The sequence below is a fragment of the Vibrio sp. 10N.247.311.12 genome (assembly GCF_041467515.1).
In the GTDB taxonomy this organism is placed as follows: domain Bacteria; phylum Pseudomonadota; class Gammaproteobacteria; order Enterobacterales; family Vibrionaceae; genus Vibrio; species Vibrio crassostreae_C.
The window spans coordinates 19,030-42,894 of sequence record NZ_JBFSUV010000030.1 but is presented as its reverse complement, the minus strand read 5'-3'; the positions used below and the strand labels follow the sequence as shown (position 1 = coordinate 42,894).

Here is a 23,865-nt window from a genome sequence, read left to right as displayed (position 1 = left end):
ACGGCTAGTTTCTGCTTTCTATTGGTTGACGTTATTCCGTTTCGAATAATTAATAAACGAAGCGAATTAGTCGCTGGTTTTAAGAAAAGATTATGCGTTTACCGTCGACACTAGGCAGTTGTCTTCACCAAACTCATTTGGGATGTAACGGTCAGCATTCGCATCGTTCACCCATTGTTGGTCATCAACTAGGTAGCGGAATTGAAACTCGCCATCTTTAGGTAGACGAGTTTTAAACTTGTAAACCTTCCCTTTGGCCAGTTTTTTCATTGGGGTGGCTTTCCAATCAAGAAAGTCAGCAACGATGGATACAGAGTTCGCTTCTTGAGCTTCTAGCTCGAAGGTCACTTCAACTTCATCTTTCGTCTTAAAAAAACGTTTATTAATCATTCGCAAGCTCCATTTGTAATAATAAGCGGACACAAAGCTAACTGTGTCTAAATTTCATTCATCTAACTAAGATAATATGTAATTTGGCTCACATAAACAACAGATCCTTACATTCACGAAAACGTTATTGCTTACCAATTGATTGCGTATCAAAAGAAAAACTCATTAACACCTTTTCAGAAGGGGGTTCTGCAAATGATTGTTCCGCAGAATGCTGAGTAAAGCCGATAAAACCTTCCCCAGTAAGTTTATTCTGTGATTGCGAACCTGGCTGCTGAGCTACCTCCAATGTCTGAATTTGTATACGATCACCCAGTAAAAGTTGGTCGACTAACACCACACGGCCTCGTTGCTGGTCATGCTTAAACAGGCCTAGATAATAGAAAACACCGCTGCCTTGGTTAGATATCCACATCGGCGCGACAAAGAAACTCGCCTTGCCCAACGTGGCGGCTGAAAGATTATTGGTGTCTACCGTTACCACACCGCGCTCAACACCTGAGTCATAGCGTCCAAACGCGATGGCTCTAGGCTCATCAACTTCATTGATAAAAGCGTAGGCGTTAGTCTCAGGAACTTTAATTGTCCATGGATTGGTCGTCTTCAAATCAAAAACGGTTTCTACGACTGGGTCATAACTCACTTGAGAAGAAGGAAACTTCGCCAAGATCTCTTCATCACTTAAGCTAAAGCGATAAATACCCGCTACTATCACCACAACCAGCATGACAATTGGAATCAGTAGAATCAGAGGGATAGGTAAGATTTTCTTTTTCATGGGCAATTATATTCTTTTGTTTTCATCCAGTTGTGCAGACCATAAAGGGCTTTAGTATAATTATCAATACAGGGTTAACCAGAAGTGGAGCATGGATGGATATCAATCATATTAAAGATAGAAATATCAGAAGTTGCGAATGCCGCTGTGGAGCAGTCAACCTAGTATGCCGAGGTGAACCTCAACGTACATCTGTCTGCCATTGCTATGAGTGTCAGAAACGCACCGGAAGTGTGTTCGGCGTTCAGGCTCGGTTCCCAATAGAACAAGTTACACTCAGCGGTGAAGTGACCTCTTTTTCACGCATCAGCGATACGGGTAATGAAGTCACCTATCAGTTTTGTCCCAAGTGTGGCACCACCATGCTTTTGCAGTCGGTTGCCGCCGCTGATTTTTATATCGTCCCGCTCGGATTATTTAAAGAGCAAGACTTCCCACTGCCGAGCTTTTCGGTTTATGAAGAACGCAAACACGGTTGGGTTAAGTTCGACCACCAAATGAGCCATTACAACTAGTTCGTCATTGAGCGTTATCTTTATCTCGTTATTGACCGTTATCTTTATATAGCAACAGTATTAAAACAAACTGCAATACTGTTGCCTAAGATCAAATATCAACGCTTCACAGCGCTAGCGTATCTTTTGTCTAGCGTTATAATCTTGCTCCTCTATTTAACCCAGGGTGAACCACATGATTTCTAAGTTACCTCGCTGGGTTGAATACGGCGCCCTTTTGTTAGCTGGTCTTGCTGGCAGTGTTAATGCTATCGGCTTACTTGGCTTCCAACATCAAGCTATCTCCCATATCTCCGGCACCATGTCTTTGCTAGGCAGTAGCCTGCTTACACCGACCTCGGCTTCTGTTCACCTCCTATTGGTGATCATGAGCTTCATGTTAGGTGCGTCGTTCAGCGGGTTCTTTATTGAAAACCAAGCATTGAAGTTAGGACGCCGTTACGGTGTTGCACTATGTATTGAGGGTGGATTGCTGTTTTTGGCGCTGTGGACACTGTTGCAAGGCTATACTTCAGGTCAGTATTTCGCTTCAGCCGCGTGTGGTTTGCAGAACGCGATGATCACCACTTACAGCGGGGCAATCATTCGAACAACACACATGAGCGGGATCATTACCGATCTTGGGATCATAATTGGCGCTCGCTTAAAGGGGATGCCTTTTGACCGCCGTAAAGCCAAACTGCTAATTTTCATTGTGGTTGGCTTCCTGTTTGGCGGCTTAATTGGCGCTTGTCTGTTCCAACGCTTCGAAATCTTGGCATTGGCTTTCCCTGCCTCTTTTGCTTTCATTATTGCGTTTAGCTACTGGTTATACTTGACCTATCGAACTGAAACCCCAGTCAATTTATAAATATCTGGCAATATAACCTCAAACTGCGTAACATCCGCAACACTTTATTCTAAACTCTTAATACGTTGCAGAATAACCAGCATGAATATTTAGCGATATTTGATGAATAGTATTGCAAGCGATATTAATACTGGGTAATCTTGCACCCAATGAGAAAATACGGACGTTTAGTGAATAAAAATGCCAAGGATGTGGCTTTTTACGTGTGGAAATTCGAGAACAATAACATGTCTAACAACACGAATACTGCTCAAACAGAGAAATCTAAAGGCAGTTTCTGGGTTTTCTTAATCCCATCATTGATTGGTTTATTCCTTTTCATGGCGCCAATCAGCTATCAAGGTGATCTAACCATCCCTGTAGCTATCTTAGCCAAATCAATTCAAGCGGTTTTCGGTGAATATCTAGTTCCTATCATCACTGCGATCGTTGCTTTCATGTCTGTAGCTTCAGTTTTAAGCACCATTTTTAAGCCTACATTCATTACATCAAATTCATTTTTAAACGGCCTTTTCAACCCATCTCCACTGTGGTTGCTGGTTCGTTTAATTGGTGGTGCTGCAGCCGTTATGGCTTTCTTCCAAGTTGGGCCTGAGGTTATTTGGGAAGAAAATACTGGTGGTCTGGTTCTAGAAGGCCTGCTTCCGACACTGTTCTCAGTATTCATCTTTGCTGGTTTGCTACTTCCGCTTCTACTTAACTTTGGTCTACTAGAGCTGTTTGGCACGCTACTAAGTAAAATCATGCGTCCAATCTTCAACCTACCAGGCCGCAGTGCTATTGACTGTATGGCTTCTTGGTTGGGTGACGGCAGTGTTGGTATCCTGCTTACAAGCAAACAGTACGAGAAGAAATTCTACACTCAGCGTGAAGCTGCGGTTGTTGGTACGACTTTCTCAGCAGTATCTATCACATTCAGTCTTGTGGTTATTGCTCAGGTAGAACTAGAGCACCTGTTCCTACCTTTCTACGCAGCAATCTGTTTAGCGGGTATTGTGGCAGCGGTGATCATCCCTCGCCTTCCACCACTAAGCATGAAGAAAGATACTTTCATTGATGGCAGCAAGCCGCACAAAGACGCTGACGCGATCCCAGCAGGTCACTCAACGTTCTCTTGGGGTCTTGAGCTAGCGGTAAATAAAGCATCTCAAGTAAAGTCGGCTAAATCTGTATTTGGCGAAGGCGCTCGTAACGCCGTAGATATGGTATTTGGCGTACTGCCTGTTGTTATGGGTTTAGGTACAATGGCACTGGTTATTGCGGAATACACGTCTGTGTTCTCAATCCTAGGTCAGCCTTTCATTCCATTCCTAGAGCTACTTGGTGTTCCTGAAGCGGTTGCAGCATCTGAAACGATTGTTGTTGGTTTTGCGGACATGTTTATCCCAGCAATCCTTGCGGCTTCTATCGACAACGAGATGACTCGCTTTGTTATTGCAGCAATGTCGGTAACTCAGCTGATCTACATGTCTGAGGTGGGCGCTCTACTTCTAGGCAGTAAGATTCCAGTGAACATCTTAGAACTGTTTATTATCTTTATTCTACGTACGTTAATTACGCTTCCAGTTATCGCTGGTGTAGCGCATCTAATATTCTAAATTAGATACTACTTATGTAACTCAATAAAGATTCAGTTTATAAAGCCTCACTTTTGTGGGGCTTTTTATTTGCGAAAATATATACACAGTATTATTTGGAGTTCAATTAATTTATAAGCTCTGCATGTCATTTGATTTCATATCGTTTGTTCACCCCGCCTCTTTTTAATAGAAAACTGAACGCATAACTATCAAATTAATACATTCTTAATTCCTCCTTAAACTCCGTCTAGCCCCATTCCCCAACTCATTGAACCAAATACTAAAAGCAACAAATATGCGCTTTAGTGAATTTTGCATTGTTTAGGTTGTTGTATTTTTGTAGTCTATTTTGTGAAATTACATTCAAGTAAAATCCAATCTAGTCGATATATATAATTACAAAAACACGATTAACTTTAGTCTTCGCAAAGCCTGTGAGAAGGGGAAAACTCAATGAAATTTAGCCATAAGGTGGTTGCTGCATCATCAGCCTTGCTGCTAGTGACAGTATCATTGCTTTCAATACAACAACTTTACACTGTAAGAAGTGCAGTAGAAAACCACGTCAATGCGAGCCTGAAAGAGATGGTCTCGGGCGTGAAAAATACCGTCGTATCGGAGATGAACGCCAAGAAAGCGTTGGCTCAATCGACGACTGAAGTCATCGAGATCAACCCTGAAGATCGCGCTTACGTTAAAGAAATCTTAGAAAAGCCAAAGCTTAAAAACAGCTTCCTAGCGGTTGGTTTTGGTTATGAAGCAAACGGTTTCGTTATTGAAAATGATGATGGTTGGGATGCCGGTCCAGACTACGACCCACGAATTCGTCCTTGGTACATTGATGCTAAATCCAAAAACAGTTTAGTTGTTACCGCTCCTTATGTGGATGCATCAAGTAAGAAAGTCATCATATCAGTAGGTACTCCAGTTAAAGACAACGGCCGCTTTACTGCGGGTATGTTCTACGACCTAGAATTGACGAACCTTGCTACCTTGGTCAACCAAGTGAACTTGTTTGATGCGGGTTACCTGTTCCTAGTAACAGCCGACGGCACCACGATTGCTCACCCAAATGCGAAAAACAACGGTGAAACGCTATCAAGCTACATGCCACAAGCGACTATTCGTGAAGGCTCTCAAGAAATTGAAGTCGACGGCAAAATGTTCCTAGTTAATTTCACCCACATCCCTAGTGAAGATTGGTATATAGGTGCCATCCTGGATGAAGAGATCGCGTTCCAAACCGTTGAAGAATTGAAGAACAGCTCAATGATCTACTCGTTGATTGCAGTTATTCTCAGCATCATTGCACTGACTGTTCTGATTCGTGTGTTAATGCGTCCACTGGATGCGCTTAACCAAGCCATTCAAGATGTGGCGAGCGGTCAAGGTGATTTAACTAAGCGCCTAGATACCAACACAGACCAAGAGTTCTCTGACCTAGCGAAAGGTTTCAACACCTTTACTGAAAACCTGCAAAATCAGATCATTCAATCGAAAGCGATTGGTGTTGAAATTAAGCGTGGTACTGAAATCACGGTTAAAGGTGCAGGCGAATCAGCGAAAGCGATGAATACCCAACTGGAAGAGCTTGAACAGTTAGCGACTGCAATGAACGAGATGGCGGTTACTGCAACTGAAGTTGCAAACAATGCTCAAGGCGCAGCAGCGGCAGCCCGTGAAGCAGACGAAGCAACGCTAGACGGCACATCTGTCGTAAGTGACACCACTCAAGCGATTGATAACCTTTCAGCACGTATCGACCAAGCGGTTGCCGAAGTACAAGTACTTGAATCAGCAACAGCCAACATCGAAACAATTCTAAAAGTAATCAACGATATTGCAGACCAAACCAACCTACTGGCATTGAATGCGGCTATTGAAGCGGCGCGTGCTGGTGAATCAGGCCGTGGTTTCGCAGTCGTTGCCGATGAAGTTCGTACTCTGGCACAACGTACTCAAGAATCAACTACGGAAATCCGCAACATGATCGAGCAGCTCCAAGCGGGTGCAAGCTCAGTATCGAACGCGATGAACCAAAGTAAAGACACAGCCACTGACGCCGTTGAACGCGCTCAGCAAGCGAACTCTTCACTTGACCGTATCCGTGACGCGATTCAACGCATCTCAGATATGAACATCCAGATTGCTTCAGCGGCAGAAGAGCAGAGCTTAGTAGCGGAAGAGATCAATAACAACACTGTTAAGATCAAAGACCTTTCAACACAAGTATCAACAGCGGCCCAAGAAGCGAATACCGCAATGCAGCAGCAAACTGACAATGTTCGCCAACAAGACGAGCTATTGAATAAGTTTACGGTTTAACCAAGGTTTGGCTCAGTTGCCGTTTGGCTGAGTCGCCATTTGGTTTAGTTACCGAGCAATAGCTTAAAATAAAAAGCCCCGATTACTGATTGCCAGTAAGCGGGGCTTCTCTTTCTAGTCTATCCAAGTTAACTCGTGACAGGCTTCAATTCATTCGTCGTTAACATCATGCATTGGTTCGATTCCACCTTGATGGTTAAATCCTTACCAACACATTCAAACACATCATCCGACAGTAAATCGGTTACCGCACCAGTCCAATTTAATGAGGCTGTTTTGCTTCGCTTCGACTTGTTGATCACCACAATGCCTTTATCGCCACGGACAAACACCAACAAATCATCATTCGCTTCAACCACACGCATCGCTTCGCCATGAACATGGTTATGGAATTGAATCATGCTTTTCATGTAAGGCGCTTGCCAGTCGTTAAGCCAACGAGGCTGACCGCTCTTGTCCAGAATACCGCTGGTGCTCAGTTCACTGTAAACAAGCGGCACACCGCCGTCTCGACCAAGAATGAAAGCATGAGCCAATCGCTCATCCACTTCATCCATCACATGCTCCAAAAACACCTCGTTATTGGGAATATCATGAGTGACCGCAAACGTGATCGCTCGCATATTCGACAGAGCCTGACCAAAACAGTATGGGTTAATCAAAGACTTAAAGCTGCCCTGCTCTTCAAATGCTTTGAAGATGGTGTTGAACAACGGGAAATCGTAAGCGCCTAAGCGAGTGTGTTTAAGATAAGGCTCAAGGAACAGCTCATACTCTTCTTCTGTCGCGCCGCCATCGGTAATGATCTCACCGAAGATGTGCATTTCTTCGCAGATGTCATCCGTCCACACCTTGCGTAGGTGTGCCAGTGTCATATGCTTTGCCGCATCAATGCGAAATCCTTTCACACCAATCTCTTTCAGTGCTTTTAGGTAGGCTCTTTGTTGTGCCACCACATTATCGTTATCGAGTAGCGTTGGCAGGCCAGGGTCGCTCGCGCCACCGGTAATACGCCCGTTTTGCACTTCCCACGTGTCTTTCCAGTTCTTGATACCAAACGCTTCCACGAAGTCGTTCTCATCAAAAAGAGGCTCAGAAAGGTCACCAAACAAACGTATGGATTCATAATAGTCAGCATCTTTTTGATAAGACGCCATGTCTTGCTGATTGGGATACGTTAGATCACCGCGGATACCCGATTCGTTGGCCATGTGGTTAAACACCACATCCACATAAGTACGAAGCCCATGTCGCTTTAACGTGTCGACCATCGCTTTAAAATCTTGTGTGTCACCCAACTGATTATCGATCACACGATAGTCTTGGGGCTGATAGCGTTGCCACCATTGAGTACCAGAATTTCGATCGCAACCTTTAGGGCCGCGCAGCGATTTCATCGCCGGTGATACTAAAACAGATTTATAACCCAACTCTTGGATCAGTGGGGCGTTCTTCATTACGTCAGCGTAGCACCAGTCAAAGGCATGCAATATGACATCTGTCGCTGGTTTGCTTAACATAGCTGAACTCTCCATGTTGTTCTCCTACCAAACTCGTTTACAGCTTTTTAGAAAAGGCAAAGGCTAAAAGGCAAAGCTGCAATAAATTTCCTCAAGAATGGCATTTATTATATGAGTTACTCATTAAAAACCCTCCTCCTCCTACCAATTACTCACGGTGGATGGTTGAGGGCGTAGCACCAATTATCGCATAACGTCTGGGATGAACACTCAACCGTAGTGCTTTAAAACGCGCACAAAAGTCACAAAAAAGGAGCGTATATACGCTCCTTTTATTCAATCTAACACATATTTATAACTAAGTTCTGTAAAGAACCTTAGTAAGCTGCTTATTCTAACACACTGCCAGTTATAAAACACATTAAGCGCCTTCACAGTTCAAATGCATTTTGTAGCATTTAATTGAGATAACGTGATACCATTTTTGTAGTTAACTAATTTTAAAAGAATTCATGTAGCGAAATGGCAAAAACCTTCGAACAAGAGCAGCATGCTCTTACGCCTTATTCATTCAGGGTTTATAACAAGAACCTTCAAGGGCGTAAGGATGAAAGATATAGTGTACTAGATAAGATTTCTGGTAATTTTGACTTGCTGAATATGCTTGAACAGTTCATGCAATTGAACTCGACTCAGTACCAAATTCAGGAAGAATCTAAGCAGGTTTATTGTTTTAGTGACGTAACTTTGGATGCCGTAAAACGAGAAGTTTACGGCTGGTTCAACGTTGGTGTCTACGGGATGAAAACAGAAATTATCAATATTGAGACTCAAGAAGTTGATTTCGAAAAAGCCCAGAATAACGCTGAAATTATCAAGCACTATGTCCACTTTCGTATACCTCTTAATGTAGATGAAGGCATGGCGTTCTTACACACTTATCGAGGCAATGGGATTAAGACGCTGTTCCATGACTTGTTTGGTGAGTATTTTAAGCAACACGCAAATCTTGTTTTGCAGATGCATCCTTTAGCCTACGACAATGCTATAAATGCGTGGTTGGATGCGCCAGCTAAAGAAATAAAGCTGACTAAATTTGTCGGCGTGGATGATGTGGCTGACAAGTTAAACAAGCTTGGACATCACGAGCAGGAGCTTATTATCAAACCACCAAGAAAAGGAAATCTTGGAAAGCTGAGAGATTACTTTAGTAAGGGTAATGACCACCATGAAGCGGTGGTTGAACTGACAGGGTTTGGTAATCAAGTGAAAACCGTTGTAGAAATGAATGGTAAGAAACGCACATTCAATGTCGGACATAATACCTCTAACGCCATGTGCGAAATAGAGCTGGATGAAAATGTCATAATGGATGAAGGTGTGCCAGACTTTAATTCGATGAATCGATGGGTTGAGCAGATAGCAGATGAGTACGCTCAGACCATGTACTAACGGGCCTTTATTATGAGTTCAAAGATAAATGTTTTCGGGATTATCTCAGGGCATTGGAAAACGCTAGAGCACAATGGAACCAAGAAGGTAAGCAAAGGTGATGTATTCACTTTCTTTCTGTTTCCTTTGTTTTTGGCAATATTGACGGTTGTATTTAAGTTCAAATATACAACTGACTTAACGTCTTTACTGGTTAACTTTGGGGCCATCTTCACGGCGTTGCTGCTAAGTGTTCTAGTGTTGGTATATGACCAAAGCACTAAGCTGGAAGAAAAACCTGATGCTGTAAAAAAAGCCGACGTTAGTTACAGCACGAAGCGCACTATTCTAGACCAGTTGTACTTTAACATCTGTTACTCAATTATTGCTTCGATAACGTTGGTTGTGGCTTGTTTCATCGAGTCAATTTGCAGAGGCAAAGTTAAGGCCGTCACACTGCCGTTAGAAGACCCTGTGTCATTCTGCGTTGATGTGAACACCTACTTTGCCACTCCGCTTGTGACGTTTGTGACTGTAAACTTAATCCTTACAATCCTAATGATTGTTAAGAGAATGCACGCTTTACTTACAAACTAAACAACCCTCCAAGTAGCCTCTGGTAAGCCAGTTTTCATCGCTAATTTAAGAGTTTCAAACACGAAGCCATTAGCGGTGATACTGGCTTTTGTTCTTTTCATTACGCTACTTAACCTTAAAGCTCGAATTATTAAATCCGGTCACAATGATACTGTTATTGAGATATCTGGTTTCAGGCCAAAACTCACGACGAACCAAAGAATAATTAAGCCTCTCCATGTGCTCCAGTCCCTACTCTATCCCATGCTTTAGATTCACTATCGCATCACGATGATATTGATACTCAAGCCCACGCAGTAATGCCATTGGGTTATCAGATTTCATAACAATGTCTTTGTATTTCTGAATTTCATCATCGGTCGCGGTGGTCTCATCATTACCTTTGATATGGTATCTAAACGTTCTTAGCATCATTTCAATGTCAGTTGGTGTACTGACACATTCAAAAATCACCTCTGTATCATCGGCTTTCTTGAAAAACTCATCTATCATTGTGCCCAAAGTCGCATCCTCATTTTGTCGTCGTCAGTCAAAACAATCAGACCCTCGTCTATCGCTTTCCAGATATCCATTGGTTCTGTAAGTGTTTTGACATTACTGGTGGATTCAGTTTCTTGGTTTTTAAGCTCGTCTAACTCAGCCTTGAGAATGGTTAACTCTACAGCGTTGTTGTGTCGTAGCTTAGTAATCAATACGTCTTTATAAACGTCGGCCAACACACTGCTATCGATGGTCAATCCACTTATGTCAATGTCGTGATTTAGCAGTTCTTTTAAAACTTTATCACCGTCTTTAAGTAGCTCAGCCTGTAGTGCCTTTCTACGGTTGCGAGACTCTACACTTTTCACTTGCATCTGCCGTGCCGTTTCACTTGTTATCTGGGTCATATGTACCTCTTAATGGGTTTGGTTATTATATTTATGATTAGCGGGAATATTAGCGGGGGTTAGCGAGAAATGACGGGGGAAACAAAAGTGCATAGGTATTAAAACCTATACACTTTGAACCTGAAATACATAGTCCAACACCATGCCAGCAGTCATATGCGTTGGGTAGCTATCTATATCATCTAGAACGCTCTGTAATAGCTCTGGCGTGTTTGCCTTAATCCAATCTAGCGATACGTATTGCATTAAGTGCTTACCGCTTTTAGGACGCTGGCCTTGCATTGTAAACCGTGTATCTGTAATCGTGTTTCTTAGGTAATACATTAAATTCCGCTCCTTTGAACGTATCTAAGCGCCATTTGAACCATACAATCTACTGGTTCTGGTTGTGATTCACTAATCACTGGTTCGTCGTCTACATCAAGTGCTTTAAACTTGTTGGTTAGCTCTAGCAATGTGCGTCCGTTCAGACTCGCATTGTCAACATAAGCGACTATCTCTCCGTCATCGTTTTCAACCTCATTTACTGTAAAGTCAAAGTGCGGTAGACCATCGTCTAAAGTGAACTTATCACCACTGATATGCCCAATAGTGAATTCGTGCTGTAGTGCATTAGTTGTGAACACTAAAGGTATGTAACTATCACTATCATTACTCTCCGATAAATGGATTAGAAAGTCGTCCTTTGGTAGATAACCAATACTCTCGTCTAGTGCATTTTCATTGAAATTGACGTGTTCGTACTTTTTCGTTGAGCCGATCGGCTCAACGAAACTAACGTTATCAATCAAATCAGTTAGGTAATAATTGCCGTCTGAGCCTTTAGCAAGATGGATAGCTACACCGTTGTTATGTAGTGCCAGATACTTTTGACCAAGCGACCCGTCGGATAGAAAACTAGCTGTTTCCTTGCCGTCGAATCTGCCTAGTACTTTAGTGAGGTCTTTTCGCTCTAGGTCTGCCAATGATTTGAATATAAGCTTGCTATGACCTGCAACTAAAGAAGGTCTAGTTTGTTTAATCTGCATTTTTCAATCTCTCCACCAGCCATTGTTTAAAGTCCATTTCTGATTTGCTACGTCCGTGCTCGCGGTAAAGCAATACCATGTAATCAGCTTTAATGCCGAACTCTGGTAATAAGCTATGCAAGTATTTTGCAGTCTCTAACTGCTTCGCTGTTGCGAACTCTGCCAATAGCTCATTGAAATTTTTCTTTGCTGCCGATTTCCTACTTGCAATTCGACTGCGCTCCAATATTGCAGCTCTGTGCCTCCGGTAATAGCGTTTATCTTTATCTGCCATTTTGTTTGTCCTAAAAATGCACTGACCGCGAATTAGGTCGGCCAGTGAAAACTCAAATTTATTGCGTCTAATTTCGGAATTACGGGGAGACGCAACAACCCGCACAATGTTAGGTGTGTCAAATACCCCATTGCTTACATAATCTATTTAGTGGTGTTGCCAGTCGTAAAATTGCGACTCTCAGACATAAAAAAAGCGACCCGAAGGCCGCTCTGAATTCACAAATAAAATGCCTGTAAAGGTTGTATGTGGGTTCACTACGTCCACATCAGTATTTATGTGTCCTGATTTAGTGCTCTATAGACGGTAGCAACTCCGATTCCTGCTGCCTTTGCTGCCTCTTGTTTAGTAAGACCATTCTCGCTTATGAGCTTTAAAGCGTGTTCTATCTGCTTAGTTTTATGAGGTCTACCGCCTTTCATCTTGCCTTCTGCTACCGCTATTGCCATACCCGCAGCTGCTTTCTCTCTCTGGATATCACGTTGCATTTGTCCGACTGCCGCTAATACAGTGAACATCAAACAGCCCGTTGCTGTGTTGGTGTCTACGGTCTGACCACCCAAATCATGAACAATTAGGCCAATATCTCGCTTTTTCCAATCATCAACGAGATTTAGCAAGTCTGCTGTATTTCTACCTAGTCGTGATAAGTCGTAGACGATAACAGAATCACCACCAACGAGTTTGTCATTTAGTTTGCTGAACTCTGGCCGGTCATCAACTGACTTAACACCGCTAATTTTCTCACTTACCAACTCTGCATCGGGGTAATGTGCTTGCAAATCAAGTTGAGTTTGCAAGTTTTGGTTTTTGGTGCTTACTCGCGCATAAATGTATTTGGTTGGTCTTTCTTTTTTCATCACGACACTCTTTTTTATCAAAACTAGGGTTACATGATAATGCTACCATCTAACCTGCACAACTGTATGTTTTGATAAACTTTATCATTTTATCGTCTGACTGTAGTTAGATGATAGGAAGAGCGAGTCGCACTACATCGAACCGATGAGTTCGCTTAGTTGTTTTTTACTCATATGTGCAATTTTATTTTGGTTATTATTTGTCGCATTGCAAATCTCACCAATTGAAAGATTATTCTCTTTCAGTGTTTTTTTGTGCCTCGATAACTGTTGCTGCTTTTTCCTATCAACTTTTACTAGCCACCACTCATCAATAGAATCATCAACAATATAAACGTTATTTGACTTATCAAGCCTGTAGCCTGCTAACCAACGAAAGAGCTTTGAGCGAGACTTGTTTGCGCCATCTTCCAACCAAGAGTCAGAACCATCTGCGTTAAAATTACCCCAAAACCAATCAGACACCTTGTCTAATTGCTCTGGTGTTAAGCGTGGTTTCCTTTGTCTAATTTTTTCTATTGGCCCTCTAAAATTATTGATGTCATCATCATTAATTGAAAGCATGTATATAATTGCATCGCCACTCAAATTCTCATACGCATCTAGCCAACGCTCCGACTTCCCCAAGCTAATTGAATCATATTTTTCTTTGAAGCTTTTCGCCCTCGATATTGCAACATCAATAACTACTCGCCCAATACCCTGTTCAATCAACTCATCCAAATTTGCACACTCAGTTTTAAGTAGCTCAATTATTTGTGACTTCTTTATCTTGGGTAGCTTAACTTCACCTTGCTTCTCGTACTCATTAATTCTTGTCGTATCAATGGTGTAGCCATAAGACTCTAGTTCCTTAATAACTTGAAGGCCATACTTTGGTCTTTGCAATCTAGTAACCTGAACTGAGCGAGCGCAACAGCAATCTCTAACCTCTTGCACCTTTATGCCATTTTCTTTATATCCAATTCCATAAGACTGTCTAGATTTCTCTTTATCAAACCCGTCACCTATTGAACTTTGTGATATTGACATTGCCTTACTGTCTGTAATCTCGCCATCTCCAATACCACATATCAGCACATATGTAGCTAAGTTCGCATTTCTCGCCCTACCAAATTGCTGAACTAACCTTTCACCCGCAGTCTGAACAGATATGACACAAACGCTGTCATTGACGTTTATGCCCTCTTCTAACGCACTTGTTGCCAGTACAACATCACATTCCATATCTTTAATGAATTCTTTTTTTGCAAGGTCTTGGAATGGATGGTTAGAGTCACGAACTGAATCTCTATTAACTGCGACACTACGGAGGTTAAACTCCTTAAGTAATACTTTTGCTAATTCTTCATTTTGGTGATGGTTATTATTGAAAAATAAGACTGGCTTACCCGACTCTTTGAATTGATTATTAATGCAATTAACCAACAACTCATTAGTGAAGCCATTATGACTTTGCGTATCTGAGTCTTTTTTTGCCGTGGTGTGAAATAATACAACCTCTCTCTTGGGTGGGGTTTTATTAACATCAACCCATTGAAACTCAATAGGTGACAACGGTTGCTTGTATGTCCCTGAATAACAATATACGGGAAAGTGCTTAGATAAGCGCTTCAACTGATAATAAAGACCAGACACGGCAACATCTCGATAACCACACTCATATATTAATTGTATTTCATCAACGTGAATCGCCTTACAGCCCATAGCGATAAAGTCATTAACACCCTTGCTAATGAAATGCTCCAACTGCAACAAATTAAGACTTCGCCCTTCTTGCTTCGCTTTAAGCTCTTGCTGAACTAGTATCGACTTTTGAGGAAAAACGACGACATCGTTGTGAAGGTGACTTTGATTAGTCATATAAAATGTCTTACCAACGCCAGTACCTGCATTTATAAGGTACAACCCACTAGAAGACGGCATTAAATCTGCTTTGTCTGAAAGGTATTCACTTGAAGATAGGTTTATTTCCATCACGCTCACATGACTTCGATTTTAAAATCAATATTTTAACACCACATCAAACGAAAAGCCCCCTGAAAATGGTTACAGATAGTGAAAAACCACAATCAGCACTTTCAGTGCACAATATCAAAAAACACTACGTGTAACATTCACCTTAAATTGACCATTCAAAACGTGTTACAGTTAGTGCTAAACCTCCACCTAAGCTTTTAGTACAAAAACAGACAACGCACTAACTGTAACGCTATTGAGTGAAGTTTAACGGCTTTGCCGTGCAAGCTAGCTTGCTAAAATGTAATAGACGTAATGGTCACGTTAGTATGAGATTGTGCGCTCACGCGCTGTTTCGCTACGCTCAACGCAGTGTTTAGTCTCATTAACTGAAGTTTTAAAATTAAATTGTTTGGACGAATCGAGTGGCCTCGCCACGATATTTGGACATTCACGCCACTGCGTGACTGGTTACGCTCAACGTGATTAATCAGTAAAACTACATCAGATTACGTTTATTACGTTTTCAAATATAAAGTTACTATATAGAAGAACTTTAAGTTTGAATGCCGAAAGTACAGTACGACGCCAGTCGTACACGCGTAGCGTGTTAAACACTGCATATGAGATTAAACGTAATACTCACGTTGGTATGTGATTGTGCATTCGCTGCGCTCATGCTGTCGCTACGCGACGTAGTGTGTGAAATCACATTGAATGAAGTCCTTTAAACGTGATGACGATTGAGCCGATGCCCCGTCGGTGATTGAGTGCAAGCGGTCAGCTTGCTAATACTGCATACAAGAAAGTGTCCAATTCAACTCTTATAAGTACTTTATAGGATTGTTTGGGACACTTTTAATTATCGCTTAAGCGAGTTCACTCACATCAAAGCTAAAGTCTTTCGGTACTCGTCCCATTGCTAAAGCTTTTTTAAGCCTAAGCATGTGTTTAGGTTCATTCGCATCAGGTTTAAATCCATTTGCATTCTCGAATTTCTTAACCAGTCGTCCCGCTTTCTTTCTGCATCCGCCTAGTGTTTTAATCACGGGACAGCCTTTACCTTTCGCATTTGTATTGCCTTTGGGTGCTCCAATCTCATCAAATAACTGAATAGCTTTTGATTGGTCAATACTTGCATTAGGTAGTCTTTCTATTAGAAAGTTAGCTGCCCTCATGTCTGGTACGAAGAACACGCAATCTCTCTTATCATCTGGAACTCTGATGCAGGTTCTAGTCACTGCTTGGTAAACCACGTCTAACACGTTCTGATTCACGTATGCATCAGTCAAATAGCTTTTGTCATACCCTAATGCTTGACTACATTTTTCCATAAACGGGATTTGATAAGGGTTAGGATTCGCGCTGTAAATGACCGCTGCCGTTGTTTTGTGCTTATATGCGTTAAGACCATGTGCTTTAGTCGGGATAAGCTCTAGAGGTTCTCTGAGTGCTTTCTGTCGCTCTTTGTTAGTAATGGTTATGATATCGTCATCAACATTCTTTTGTACGATATCAACCATAGAATCGAAATGCTTTTCTAGTACCTCGCGACTAATGAAGTCGCGCTCTGAATCACAATAGACCGCTAGCGGGTAGATAGTTACCTTATTGTCCATTTGGTTACCACGAACTAGAAATTCATCATCACACGACGTACCTGCCTCATATCCGCACATCTTTGTAAAATATAGATATGGGATAGTGTCTTTTACCGTCGCTGCCATTAAGTGGATTTGTGAAAAACTCTCGAATTTCTTAGGGTCAACATAGTATGCATAGTGATAACCCACTTTCTCTTTACCTTGACTGCGTTCTAATGCGAACTCACTAGAAAGGTAAGCATCTAGCAGTTCTGCTTTCTCGTCTGACAGTTCACTAGAGCCTTGTTTATATTCAGCCAATCGTTTCTCTACTTGCTCACGACTACTCATAATCAGGTCAAGGAATGATGCATCTGCCTGACTCGTCCAGATTGATTTGAACTGTAAAATCTCTAGCGGTAGTTCATCTATGATAAGTGTACGGTCGCCGAAGTATTCGGTATGACGCAACAAACTACTATGAGTTGTTAAAATCACTCTAGATTCATCTATGCAGTCTTTGTTATGAAATAGGTACTCACTGACCGATTGCCCTCTTGGTGGTATCTCGTTGGTTATCACCATGCAATCATCTAATAAGTTCTTAATCTCATAGACTAGTTTCAAAGTCGGTACAGCGAACACTACACGACAATCTGATTGTTTAATCAGGTCTGTCATTGCAAAAGTCTTGCCCGAGCCTGGTGGATGTTCGTGAATATATAGCTTATTTTTCATCTTGATTTCCTTTTCTTTAGACGTGCAAAAACCATCACCAGATAAGGGTGATTAGAAAATCTTTTAAAAATTTGGGTATTTGAAAATACAGGAGTTTTGAAAAGACCGATTTGCAGTCGGTTTATTAAAATTGTTAGAGGTGCTCACGTCTCTGCAAATCAGTGAGCGATAAACCCGTATTTGGTGCTAGGAAAGCACCTCTAACAACTCTGTGTGTATTTATATCGTAAGATTATGACCATTGTAACATCGAAAATCAGGGCTATAAACAATGTGTTTTATATGCGCCTTAGCATAAGAAAGGGCGAACCTCACTTGAGGCTCGCCCTTTAAAAACCATTTTCACTCAAATATTAAACGTCAATTCCACTGAACTTTTTGATTTTTTTAATTACCTCCTCTAGAGGGAATGCGAATACCTCGCCGTCAGCCGAAAGAACATAATAAGGATTTTTACCTTTAGATGACGTTACTAGCCCTTCATTATCCGTGCTGCTATAAAAAGAGTCACCATCTAGTCTAATCTTAATTATATTTTCCACAGGATACTTGTATTCCTTCCCATGATGAAATTCATACCTAAACACCTGATAATCACCGACATAAAGCCTAATATCATTCGCCTGTAGAGAATGAGTCATAACCTCACTTCTTCCTGCAACTCTAATTGATAGACTCTTCTTTTTGAATAAACCGCCACCCTCTTCTTCTGCTTCAAGAGGAGCAATAGGAAGATTAACTAGTTCGTTCTGGCGAGTCGCTAGTCTCTCTTTTTTCTTTTCCGCCAACACTATTCTGACATCCTGTGGTGCATTTCGCTCAAGTTCTGCATTATTACTGTCTAGAATTTCTTCAGCCTTTCTATAAGCCGATTCGCTGATTTTTATATGATTAGTACATTTTTCAATTAATTTCGTGGAACCCGCCAAACTAACTTTTTTAAGTTCTCCATAATGAAGGATTTCATAGCTGTTATGAGACTTCAATTTATCCAAAAATCCATCCTGATTATAGTGAATTTCGGAAGCCGCATTAACCACATCTTCGCCATCAAATTTGATTCTTTTATCTTCCAGATTACGACTTTCAACTTTAATCTTAAATGCGCCTGATAAATTATCATTTTCGCGGGTGCAAAATATTCTGATAGTGTTTGACGTATTGGTATCGTATCCCAAAAGTAAACTTATAGAGTCTACTGCTACTTTTTGCGTAAACTTATCCTTTATTACTAAATGGGTCATTTTCGCATTGGTACTGTTGTATAAGATGGTTTGTGTTCTAGTTTCTGCAAAAGCACTACAAGAAGATGCAGCTAACATTGCCATGATGAATATTTTATTTTTCATTTATTTCTCATATAGTTACATTTGATATCTGACTGTTAATAACTGTAATCAGTTAGCCAGACTCAATCAAACAAGTTGCCCTTTTCCGTGAGCCCTTTAACACTTTGTACATATGATATGAAAGGGCGAACCTCATCTAAGAGATTCGCCCTTATGCGTTTACGAGTCCGTTACGAGTGGAAACTTCGACAATCGCAGCTGTATTTAGTCATCATAAAATTCATAGTCTTCATGAGACCCCACCTCCATTGCTTTTATCTCGTTAAGCAACTTCTCACTATCATGAGTCCCCATCAATCTATAGTTACCAAAGCCATGTCGTTGCTCTAATGTTCGTATAATTTTATGACCATTAGCTTGAATACAAGTTAGTTTAAAGACAGCACCCGTTTTACCGTATTTGCGCAAAAACAGAACCTCAACCTTATCAATCAGCTTCTTGAACATGGTGTTTTGCTCTGGCTCAGTTGGCAAATCGAAAATGCTTTTATACTCAACTTCGACTTCTGACGATTGCTTTTCATCATTCTCTCTAGATTCATCCAACTGAATTTCTAACTTACTAATCTCAGCATTAGCCCTTTTAGCAGCCTTTAAGTCTCTGTTCTGTCGAGCGTCAATCAGTAGCTCTTTTTCAAATTCTAATGCCGCTAGTAGCTCTGGCGTTTGACTCTTGTAATCTTGAGATACTGTGTACGTCATACTAGACAGCATTTTGTTTAAGATAACGTCAGGCTCTCTAATTAGATGAACGTTATGACATCGGCCTTCCGTAGCACCAATACACTTGCGATACATTAGCTTCTTACCTTTGTAGGTATTAGTTCGCTGAACCATACCAGAACCACAATGACCACACTTCATTAATCCAGTGAATGCACTCTTTTTCGACGTTCGACCTTTACGCCTCTGTTGTAAGCTTTCCCAAACATCAAAATCTACTAATGCAGGGAACATATCAGGCACTTTTTTAATCGGTGTTAATGTCCTACCATCCTCGCCAGTGCTGTAATAAACCTTTGCCCCGTATAGAGCGTGATTCTTTATAGTCTGACGTACTATCGAACCACCCCAGCCTTTACCTGATAATCCTTTGGGATTCATAGCATTAAGCTGTTTTGCTACTGATTGATTTGACTGTCCCTTTAGCTTTCCAGACAACATAAGCTCGGCATACTGTGCTTTATCATTCAGAACTGGCACATCATTTTCTAGTGAAACCCAAAAAGGCAATTTCCCTTTGATGATATTGCCATCGACAACTTTAGCTTTTGCGCTTTTGATTAGATTCGATTTACGCAAAGATTCATTGTAGGCACGGTCAGCATCAAACAACAAAGGGAGTATTGGAGTAAGACCATTTCCCATCGTCGATTTGTCGTAAACATAACGCCCATCTAAAATAATGAGACTTACACCTAAGCCAACCAATTTGTTCACTAACTCTAGCGCATGAGCATAACCACGACGTGTAAGGCGGTCTGCGTTTTCAAATAAGCAGTAATCGACACTTAATTTTCCAGTTTCTATGACATCGATTAAATCAGCTAAAGCAGGACGTTTGCCTCCCTCCTTGAATGCAGATACACCCAAGTCGTGAAATCGATTATCAAGCAATTCGACATTGTTATCCTTACACCAACTTTCTGCCTTTTCCGTCTGTCGTTCAACACTGTCGCCAAGCTCTTGTTTTGCAGTGGAGAAACGGACATATAAAAGTGCTTTTTTCATGTGAGATTAGCCTTAGTACTGGTGTTGTGTAACACACTATATTGAGTAGAAAGCACTATCAACGAAACTTGCATACAGAAAGCAAAAACCCTCGCATACGCAAGGGTTTTGGATGATAAACACACAAATAAAAGTATGTTAGTTTCGCCAAAGCACTTTCACGACGTGCCAGCCAAATTTTGTTTTCACAAGGTGTGGTACAAGCGTCTCGCCAGAGAAACAAACCTTATCAAACTGAGGCACCATTTGACCTTTTTTGAACTCACCTAGGTCGCCGCCCTTTTTACCAGATGGACAGGTTGAATGTTTCTTCGCTAGCGTTTGAAATTTAGCGCCCTTTTTAAGCTGCGTCATGATGTCTTCTGCTAGTTCTTTATGCTTCACCAGAATATGAAGCGCTGCTGCTGTTCTTGCCATGATAATTCTCAGTTTGTTGCTGTCTGCTTGTCGACTAACCATCGACAGCGAGTATTTAGCGTGATTTTAACCCAAGAACCGCTATTCTTCACTCTATAACCGAAAACAACTGCCTTAAAGGCCATTAAAAACCGCATCGCGACTTGCTGCGGCTTCCATTTCCCTTTAAATTAATCCTTATAAATTAAGCGCGTATTAAGTAGGAGCCACTTATGGCCAAACCGATCAGTAAAGCGAGTCAGTCACAGGGAATGTTGATGTTCAAGTTGTCCCTCACTCAAAGTTTTGCGATTGGCACGCTTAAGGTCAGAGAAATCGTCCCTTTTCAGCCGATGACTCAGATCCCCTACTCCCATCATCACGTGATTGGTACAGTGACTATCCGCGACCTTACAGTTCCTGTGATTGATATGTCCGCTGCGATTGGCTTCCGTCCGATAACACCCGCTGAATACCAAGATTGTGTACTCATCGTTACTGACTGTTTGAGAACAGTTGTGGCGTTCTTGGTTCGTTCAATTGATAAAATCATTGAATGCGACTGGAAGAGCATTGAATCTCCACCCACCAGTGTGGGTCGCAATGTGTTTGTAACGGGTATTACACGTTTTGAAGACCGTATTGTGCAAATGCTCGATGTGGAACTGCTGCTTTCTAAGATCTACCCAGCTTATGAGAATGCTCATATCCCGATGCTGACCGATGTAGAGAGGGAACGCCTCAAAGCATTGAACATCTTATTAGTGGATGACTCTTTGATTGCACGTAAACAGTTATCTGATGCCTTAGACAGCATCAACATCCCTTACAGCATATGTAACAACGGCTTAGATGCCATCGACCTAATGCGACGCCAAGCCAGCGCTGGCAATGCCATTGATCTTCTGGTGAGTGATATCGAGATGCCGGGATTAGATGGTTATGAGCTTGCATTTGAAGTGCAAAACGACAGCGCTTTAAGTCACGCTTACTGTATTTTGCATACCTCACTGTCCAGTGAGATCTGTGTCGACCGTGCTAATCAGGTGGGGGCGCATGAAGCGCTTGAGAAGTTCAACGCGGGTGAATTAATCGAAGCTATGCTACGCGGCGCAAAAGTCTTAAACGGCGCCTCTACGGCTGCTTAGGCTCTGTTATAGAAGCTAAACCTGGCATAGTGCTCAATGGTTTAGCTTCTTAGTCTCTTCTTTCTTCAAATCTTAATAAGAATAGAGCTAACCGTTAGTCTTTGTTTTCTGGCATAGACTTTTTCGGCATAGAGTAGCTCTTACTCACAAATTCCACTTCCTCGACTTCATTCACATGATTGGTAAAAGAGGCCAATGCATAGAGAGTGTTCGCCACTAGGTTTGCGTATTTAAAAAGAATCGGGGCTGGCGACTTTTTGCTTTCATGATGTTCAATACTGACCAGCGATCGCACGACCTTTTTAGCCTGACAACGACACAAGTGAAGTTCACTAGATACTCGGTGTCCACCGGGTAAGACAAAACCTTTAAAACCACCTTCTAGCTGATCGCGGATACGATGATAGTCTTGCTTGAGCTCGACCAATTCAGACTCGGTGATGGCAAGCTTACCGCGCACAGAGCCATTCAAATGGTAGATGTTTGGCTGCAAGCGTTGCAGGATCTCACGAACCTGAGGCTCTAGCTCTAAAGACAACACCAATCCAACTCGGCAACAAAGTTCATCCGACAAAATCTCAAAATCACAGATAGGACTGTCTTCATAGATAAACGGATAACAAAACTCGTCCCAATCTCGACTTACTGGTTTCACGTACCGATCCTTACACATAAATAATCATCAAACGCCAATATACCAAACTCTTTGATTTAGACATAAAAAAGCCCTCACATTGGAGGGCTCCTGAAGAAATCGGTTAAACGAGATTATTCGTTAGACACTTTTTTGTGGCCTTCTTGTAGGTGAACGAAATCCACCAGATCGTCGCCTGACACTTGGTATGCTTGACCAAAGCCTTTAACGAATAGGCCGTTCTCTGCTTTAAGGTTGAATAGAGAGAAGTCTTGAAGTTGGCTCAAACCATCAATGATTTCACCAAAACGCTCTTGCATCTGGCCAATCACTTGAGTCCAAAGCTCTGTTTCACGCTCCACAACACTTGCTTGAGCATCAAACGTTAAACGTTTACGTGCGTAAAGTTGCTTCGAGCTCTCTTCGTCTTCAATCATCATCAAAGAGACTTGAGGGTTCGCTTTCAAGTTACGAGCATGACGAGCAATATCAGAAATTAGAACAAAGTAACCTTCTTGGTTCTGAACGAAAGGTGCGTAACTTACGTTCGGGCGACCTTCTTCATCAACCGTTGCAAGTTGAAGGGTACGGCGCTCTTGGCGAAACTCTTTGATTTCTGGACCTAGGCGACCTTGTAGACGTTCTTGTTTTACTTGCTGTTCCATGGGTAATTCCTTTCTTCACTTTCTCTGATTTATTATTTTTGCCCGAGGTTGAGCGATCATTAGCGAACTAAACGATCCTCGAGCATTGATGTCTTGTTTAAGCCAGTTGGCAACCCTATGTCAGATTGCTGCTGATTATTTACTATTGCCTGTACTTAAGCTTGTTCTTTTAACGCTTTGAAGCGTTCTACTTGGTCGGCAATAAGCTCACGCTTTTCGTTGCGGCCTAGGTAAATCTTAAAAATGTTCTCACCGGTTTCACTGAAGAAGCCGAAGTAATGACTTTCACGACCCATGAACGCCTTGCTCACCAAACCGATATGTTTAACGTTATCAAGTTTAAGGTGACCATGAAGCTCGCCCTCTTCGCCCATTAGGTTGTAGTAACCACGCGCTACCTTACCTTTCGGGAATGGCGCTTTTACTTCAAAGATAGAACCAAATGAATGCACGATAGTGGTCACAGGCCCCCAACCCACTAAACCTTCTAGAATCTCTTGAGCACGGCTGCCATCTAGCATTACCGCCATGTCGTTTGGAAAAGCAGCAACCACTTCAACCTCTGAAACACCTAGCTTCTCAGCAATTGCTGTTGGCAGTAGTTTTGGCTCTTCTTCTAAAATTAGAGCTACGCGTTGTTCTAGAGTTTCTGTCATTTCTAATGTTGTATCTGTCATTGAATATGTT

At 41.8% G+C, this 23,865-nt stretch carries 24 protein-coding genes; 7 read left to right on the top strand and 17 right to left on the bottom strand.

The window, feature by feature from the left end; translation table 11 throughout:
• Positions 1-90: 90 nt before the first annotated feature.
• Positions 91-390: an isoamylase early set domain-containing protein gene (locus AB6E30_RS14195; RefSeq protein ID WP_009845720.1), complete on the bottom strand. Its 300-nt coding sequence runs from the start codon at positions 388-390 to the stop codon at positions 91-93.
• A 124-nt stretch (positions 391-514) separates the two neighbouring features.
• Complete coding sequence (locus tag AB6E30_RS14190; protein ID WP_372104034.1) at positions 515-1,168, bottom strand: hypothetical protein; 654 nt, start codon at positions 1,166-1,168, stop codon at positions 515-517.
• A gap of 32 nt (positions 1,169-1,200) precedes the next feature.
• Between AB6E30_RS14190 and AB6E30_RS14185 the strand changes: the two genes are divergently transcribed.
• The 4 genes from AB6E30_RS14185 to AB6E30_RS14170 all read left to right on the top strand — a co-directional run bounded on the left by AB6E30_RS14185 (position 1,201) and on the right by AB6E30_RS14170 (position 6,438).
• Complete coding sequence (locus tag AB6E30_RS14185) at positions 1,201-1,683, top strand: GFA family protein (protein WP_170926836.1); 483 nt, start codon at positions 1,201-1,203, stop codon at positions 1,681-1,683.
• 175 nt (positions 1,684-1,858) lie between these two features.
• Positions 1,859-2,533 (top strand): YoaK family protein, encoded by a 675-nt coding sequence (locus AB6E30_RS14180; protein WP_372104031.1) that lies wholly within the window; start codon positions 1,859-1,861, stop codon positions 2,531-2,533.
• A 227-nt stretch (positions 2,534-2,760) separates the two neighbouring features.
• Complete coding sequence (locus tag AB6E30_RS14175) at positions 2,761-4,131, top strand: YjiH family protein (protein ID WP_372104029.1); 1,371 nt, start codon at positions 2,761-2,763, stop codon at positions 4,129-4,131.
• A 435-nt stretch (positions 4,132-4,566) separates the two neighbouring features.
• Positions 4,567-6,438 (top strand): methyl-accepting chemotaxis protein, encoded by a 1,872-nt coding sequence (locus tag AB6E30_RS14170; RefSeq protein ID WP_017062748.1) that lies wholly within the window; start codon positions 4,567-4,569, stop codon positions 6,436-6,438.
• A gap of 128 nt (positions 6,439-6,566) precedes the next feature.
• On the opposite strand, the gene AB6E30_RS14165 is transcribed toward AB6E30_RS14170, so the two are convergent.
• Entirely contained in the window at positions 6,567-7,973 is a 1,407-nt protein-coding gene (locus AB6E30_RS14165) for an alpha-amylase family glycosyl hydrolase (RefSeq protein ID WP_017062749.1), read from the bottom strand.
• Between the two features lie 447 nt (positions 7,974-8,420).
• On the opposite strand from AB6E30_RS14165, the gene AB6E30_RS14160 reads away from it, so the two are divergent.
• The gene (locus tag AB6E30_RS14160) at positions 8,421-9,350 is read left to right on the top strand and encodes a hypothetical protein (RefSeq protein ID WP_372104026.1); all 930 of its coding nucleotides are present in this window, start codon (positions 8,421-8,423) and stop codon (positions 9,348-9,350) included.
• A gap of 12 nt (positions 9,351-9,362) precedes the next feature.
• The gene (locus AB6E30_RS14155; RefSeq protein WP_372104024.1) at positions 9,363-9,926 is read left to right on the top strand and encodes a hypothetical protein; all 564 of its coding nucleotides are present in this window, start codon (positions 9,363-9,365) and stop codon (positions 9,924-9,926) included.
• Between the two features lie 231 nt (positions 9,927-10,157).
• Here AB6E30_RS14155 and AB6E30_RS14150 read toward each other — a convergent pair whose 3' ends face one another.
• The 11 genes from AB6E30_RS14150 to ppiC all read right to left on the bottom strand — a co-directional run bounded on the left by AB6E30_RS14150 (position 10,158) and on the right by ppiC (position 20,794).
• Positions 10,158-10,427 (bottom strand): hypothetical protein, encoded by a 270-nt coding sequence (locus tag AB6E30_RS14150; protein WP_372104022.1) that lies wholly within the window; start codon positions 10,425-10,427, stop codon positions 10,158-10,160.
• Entirely contained in the window at positions 10,415-10,813 is a 399-nt protein-coding gene (locus tag AB6E30_RS14145) for a hypothetical protein (RefSeq protein ID WP_372104020.1), read from the bottom strand. The genes AB6E30_RS14150 and AB6E30_RS14145 overlap by 13 nt, the downstream gene beginning before the upstream one ends.
• Before the next feature lie 105 nt (positions 10,814-10,918).
• On the bottom strand, positions 10,919-11,137 hold the full coding sequence (locus AB6E30_RS14140; RefSeq protein WP_372104017.1) for a hypothetical protein: 219 nt from the start codon (positions 11,135-11,137) through the stop codon (positions 10,919-10,921).
• Complete coding sequence (locus AB6E30_RS14135; protein ID WP_372104015.1) at positions 11,137-11,841, bottom strand: hypothetical protein; 705 nt, start codon at positions 11,839-11,841, stop codon at positions 11,137-11,139. Before AB6E30_RS14135 ends, AB6E30_RS14140 begins: the two co-directional genes overlap by 1 nt.
• Positions 11,831-12,115, bottom strand: coding sequence for a hypothetical protein (locus tag AB6E30_RS14130; protein ID WP_372104012.1), 285 nt, complete (start codon positions 12,113-12,115; stop codon positions 11,831-11,833). The genes AB6E30_RS14135 and AB6E30_RS14130 overlap by 11 nt, the downstream gene beginning before the upstream one ends.
• Positions 12,116-12,390: 275 nt before the next feature.
• Positions 12,391-12,975: a recombinase family protein gene (locus AB6E30_RS14125; protein ID WP_372104010.1), complete on the bottom strand. Its 585-nt coding sequence runs from the start codon at positions 12,973-12,975 to the stop codon at positions 12,391-12,393.
• Between the two features lie 132 nt (positions 12,976-13,107).
• The gene (locus tag AB6E30_RS14120) at positions 13,108-14,952 is read right to left on the bottom strand and encodes a helicase-related protein (protein ID WP_372104008.1); all 1,845 of its coding nucleotides are present in this window, start codon (positions 14,950-14,952) and stop codon (positions 13,108-13,110) included.
• A gap of 851 nt (positions 14,953-15,803) precedes the next feature.
• The gene (locus tag AB6E30_RS14115; RefSeq protein ID WP_372104005.1) at positions 15,804-17,255 is read right to left on the bottom strand and encodes a hypothetical protein; all 1,452 of its coding nucleotides are present in this window, start codon (positions 17,253-17,255) and stop codon (positions 15,804-15,806) included.
• A gap of 353 nt (positions 17,256-17,608) precedes the next feature.
• On the bottom strand, positions 17,609-18,604 hold the full coding sequence (locus AB6E30_RS14110) for a hypothetical protein (RefSeq protein ID WP_372104003.1): 996 nt from the start codon (positions 18,602-18,604) through the stop codon (positions 17,609-17,611).
• 204 nt (positions 18,605-18,808) lie between these two features.
• Positions 18,809-20,335: a recombinase family protein gene (locus AB6E30_RS14105; protein ID WP_372104000.1), complete on the bottom strand. Its 1,527-nt coding sequence runs from the start codon at positions 20,333-20,335 to the stop codon at positions 18,809-18,811.
• Positions 20,336-20,473: 138 nt separating this feature from the next.
• Positions 20,474-20,794: a peptidylprolyl isomerase PpiC gene (ppiC, locus tag AB6E30_RS14100; protein ID WP_372103997.1), complete on the bottom strand. Its 321-nt coding sequence runs from the start codon at positions 20,792-20,794 to the stop codon at positions 20,474-20,476.
• A 170-nt stretch (positions 20,795-20,964) separates the two neighbouring features.
• Here ppiC and AB6E30_RS14095 point away from each other — a divergent pair, with 170 nt between their 5' ends.
• Positions 20,965-21,879 (top strand): chemotaxis protein, encoded by a 915-nt coding sequence (locus tag AB6E30_RS14095; RefSeq protein WP_017062751.1) that lies wholly within the window; start codon positions 20,965-20,967, stop codon positions 21,877-21,879.
• A gap of 94 nt (positions 21,880-21,973) precedes the next feature.
• Here AB6E30_RS14095 and AB6E30_RS14090 read toward each other — a convergent pair whose 3' ends face one another.
• The 3 genes from AB6E30_RS14090 to hutX all read right to left on the bottom strand — a co-directional run bounded on the left by AB6E30_RS14090 (position 21,974) and on the right by hutX (position 23,855).
• Positions 21,974-22,534, bottom strand: coding sequence for an ATP:cob(I)alamin adenosyltransferase (locus tag AB6E30_RS14090; protein WP_372103995.1), 561 nt, complete (start codon positions 22,532-22,534; stop codon positions 21,974-21,976).
• A 113-nt stretch (positions 22,535-22,647) separates the two neighbouring features.
• Positions 22,648-23,178, bottom strand: coding sequence for a heme utilization protein HutZ (gene hutZ, locus AB6E30_RS14085; RefSeq protein WP_004731858.1), 531 nt, complete (start codon positions 23,176-23,178; stop codon positions 22,648-22,650).
• A 155-nt stretch (positions 23,179-23,333) separates the two neighbouring features.
• Positions 23,334-23,855, bottom strand: coding sequence for a heme utilization cystosolic carrier protein HutX (gene hutX, locus AB6E30_RS14080; RefSeq protein ID WP_372103992.1), 522 nt, complete (start codon positions 23,853-23,855; stop codon positions 23,334-23,336).
• Positions 23,856-23,865 lie beyond the last annotated feature (10 nt).

What these genes read in the sequence shown, in the direction of transcription:
- AB6E30_RS14195 (WP_009845720.1), bottom strand. Translation starts at nt 390, where the DNA reads ATGATTAATAAACGTTTTTTTAAGACGAAAGATGAAGTTGAAGTGACC.
- AB6E30_RS14190 (WP_372104034.1), bottom strand. Translation starts at nt 1,168, where the DNA reads ATGAAAAAGAAAATCTTACCTATCCCTCTGATTCTACTGATTCCAATT.
- AB6E30_RS14180 (WP_372104031.1), top strand. Translation starts at nt 1,859, where the DNA reads ATGATTTCTAAGTTACCTCGCTGGGTTGAATACGGCGCCCTTTTGTTA.
- AB6E30_RS14175 (WP_372104029.1), top strand. Translation starts at nt 2,761, where the DNA reads ATGTCTAACAACACGAATACTGCTCAAACAGAGAAATCTAAAGGCAGT.
- AB6E30_RS14170 (WP_017062748.1), top strand. Translation starts at nt 4,567, where the DNA reads ATGAAATTTAGCCATAAGGTGGTTGCTGCATCATCAGCCTTGCTGCTA.
- AB6E30_RS14165 (WP_017062749.1), bottom strand. Translation starts at nt 7,973, where the DNA reads ATGGAGAGTTCAGCTATGTTAAGCAAACCAGCGACAGATGTCATATTG.
- AB6E30_RS14160 (WP_372104026.1), top strand. Translation starts at nt 8,421, where the DNA reads ATGGCAAAAACCTTCGAACAAGAGCAGCATGCTCTTACGCCTTATTCA.
- AB6E30_RS14155 (WP_372104024.1), top strand. Translation starts at nt 9,363, where the DNA reads ATGAGTTCAAAGATAAATGTTTTCGGGATTATCTCAGGGCATTGGAAA.
- AB6E30_RS14145 (WP_372104020.1), bottom strand. Translation starts at nt 10,813, where the DNA reads ATGACCCAGATAACAAGTGAAACGGCACGGCAGATGCAAGTGAAAAGT.
- AB6E30_RS14140 (WP_372104017.1), bottom strand. Translation starts at nt 11,137, where the DNA reads ATGTATTACCTAAGAAACACGATTACAGATACACGGTTTACAATGCAA.
- AB6E30_RS14135 (WP_372104015.1), bottom strand. Translation starts at nt 11,841, where the DNA reads ATGCAGATTAAACAAACTAGACCTTCTTTAGTTGCAGGTCATAGCAAG.
- AB6E30_RS14130 (WP_372104012.1), bottom strand. Translation starts at nt 12,115, where the DNA reads ATGGCAGATAAAGATAAACGCTATTACCGGAGGCACAGAGCTGCAATA.
- AB6E30_RS14125 (WP_372104010.1), bottom strand. Translation starts at nt 12,975, where the DNA reads ATGAAAAAAGAAAGACCAACCAAATACATTTATGCGCGAGTAAGCACC.
- AB6E30_RS14120 (WP_372104008.1), bottom strand. Translation starts at nt 14,952, where the DNA reads ATGGAAATAAACCTATCTTCAAGTGAATACCTTTCAGACAAAGCAGAT.
- AB6E30_RS14115 (WP_372104005.1), bottom strand. Translation starts at nt 17,255, where the DNA reads ATGAAAAATAAGCTATATATTCACGAACATCCACCAGGCTCGGGCAAG.
- AB6E30_RS14110 (WP_372104003.1), bottom strand. Translation starts at nt 18,604, where the DNA reads ATGAAAAATAAAATATTCATCATGGCAATGTTAGCTGCATCTTCTTGT.
- AB6E30_RS14105 (WP_372104000.1), bottom strand. Translation starts at nt 20,335, where the DNA reads ATGAAAAAAGCACTTTTATATGTCCGTTTCTCCACTGCAAAACAAGAG.
- ppiC (WP_372103997.1), bottom strand. Translation starts at nt 20,794, where the DNA reads ATGGTTAGTCGACAAGCAGACAGCAACAAACTGAGAATTATCATGGCA.
- AB6E30_RS14095 (WP_017062751.1), top strand. Translation starts at nt 20,965, where the DNA reads ATGGCCAAACCGATCAGTAAAGCGAGTCAGTCACAGGGAATGTTGATG.
- hutZ (WP_004731858.1), bottom strand. Translation starts at nt 23,178, where the DNA reads ATGGAACAGCAAGTAAAACAAGAACGTCTACAAGGTCGCCTAGGTCCA.
- hutX (WP_372103992.1), bottom strand. Translation starts at nt 23,855, where the DNA reads ATGACAGATACAACATTAGAAATGACAGAAACTCTAGAACAACGCGTA.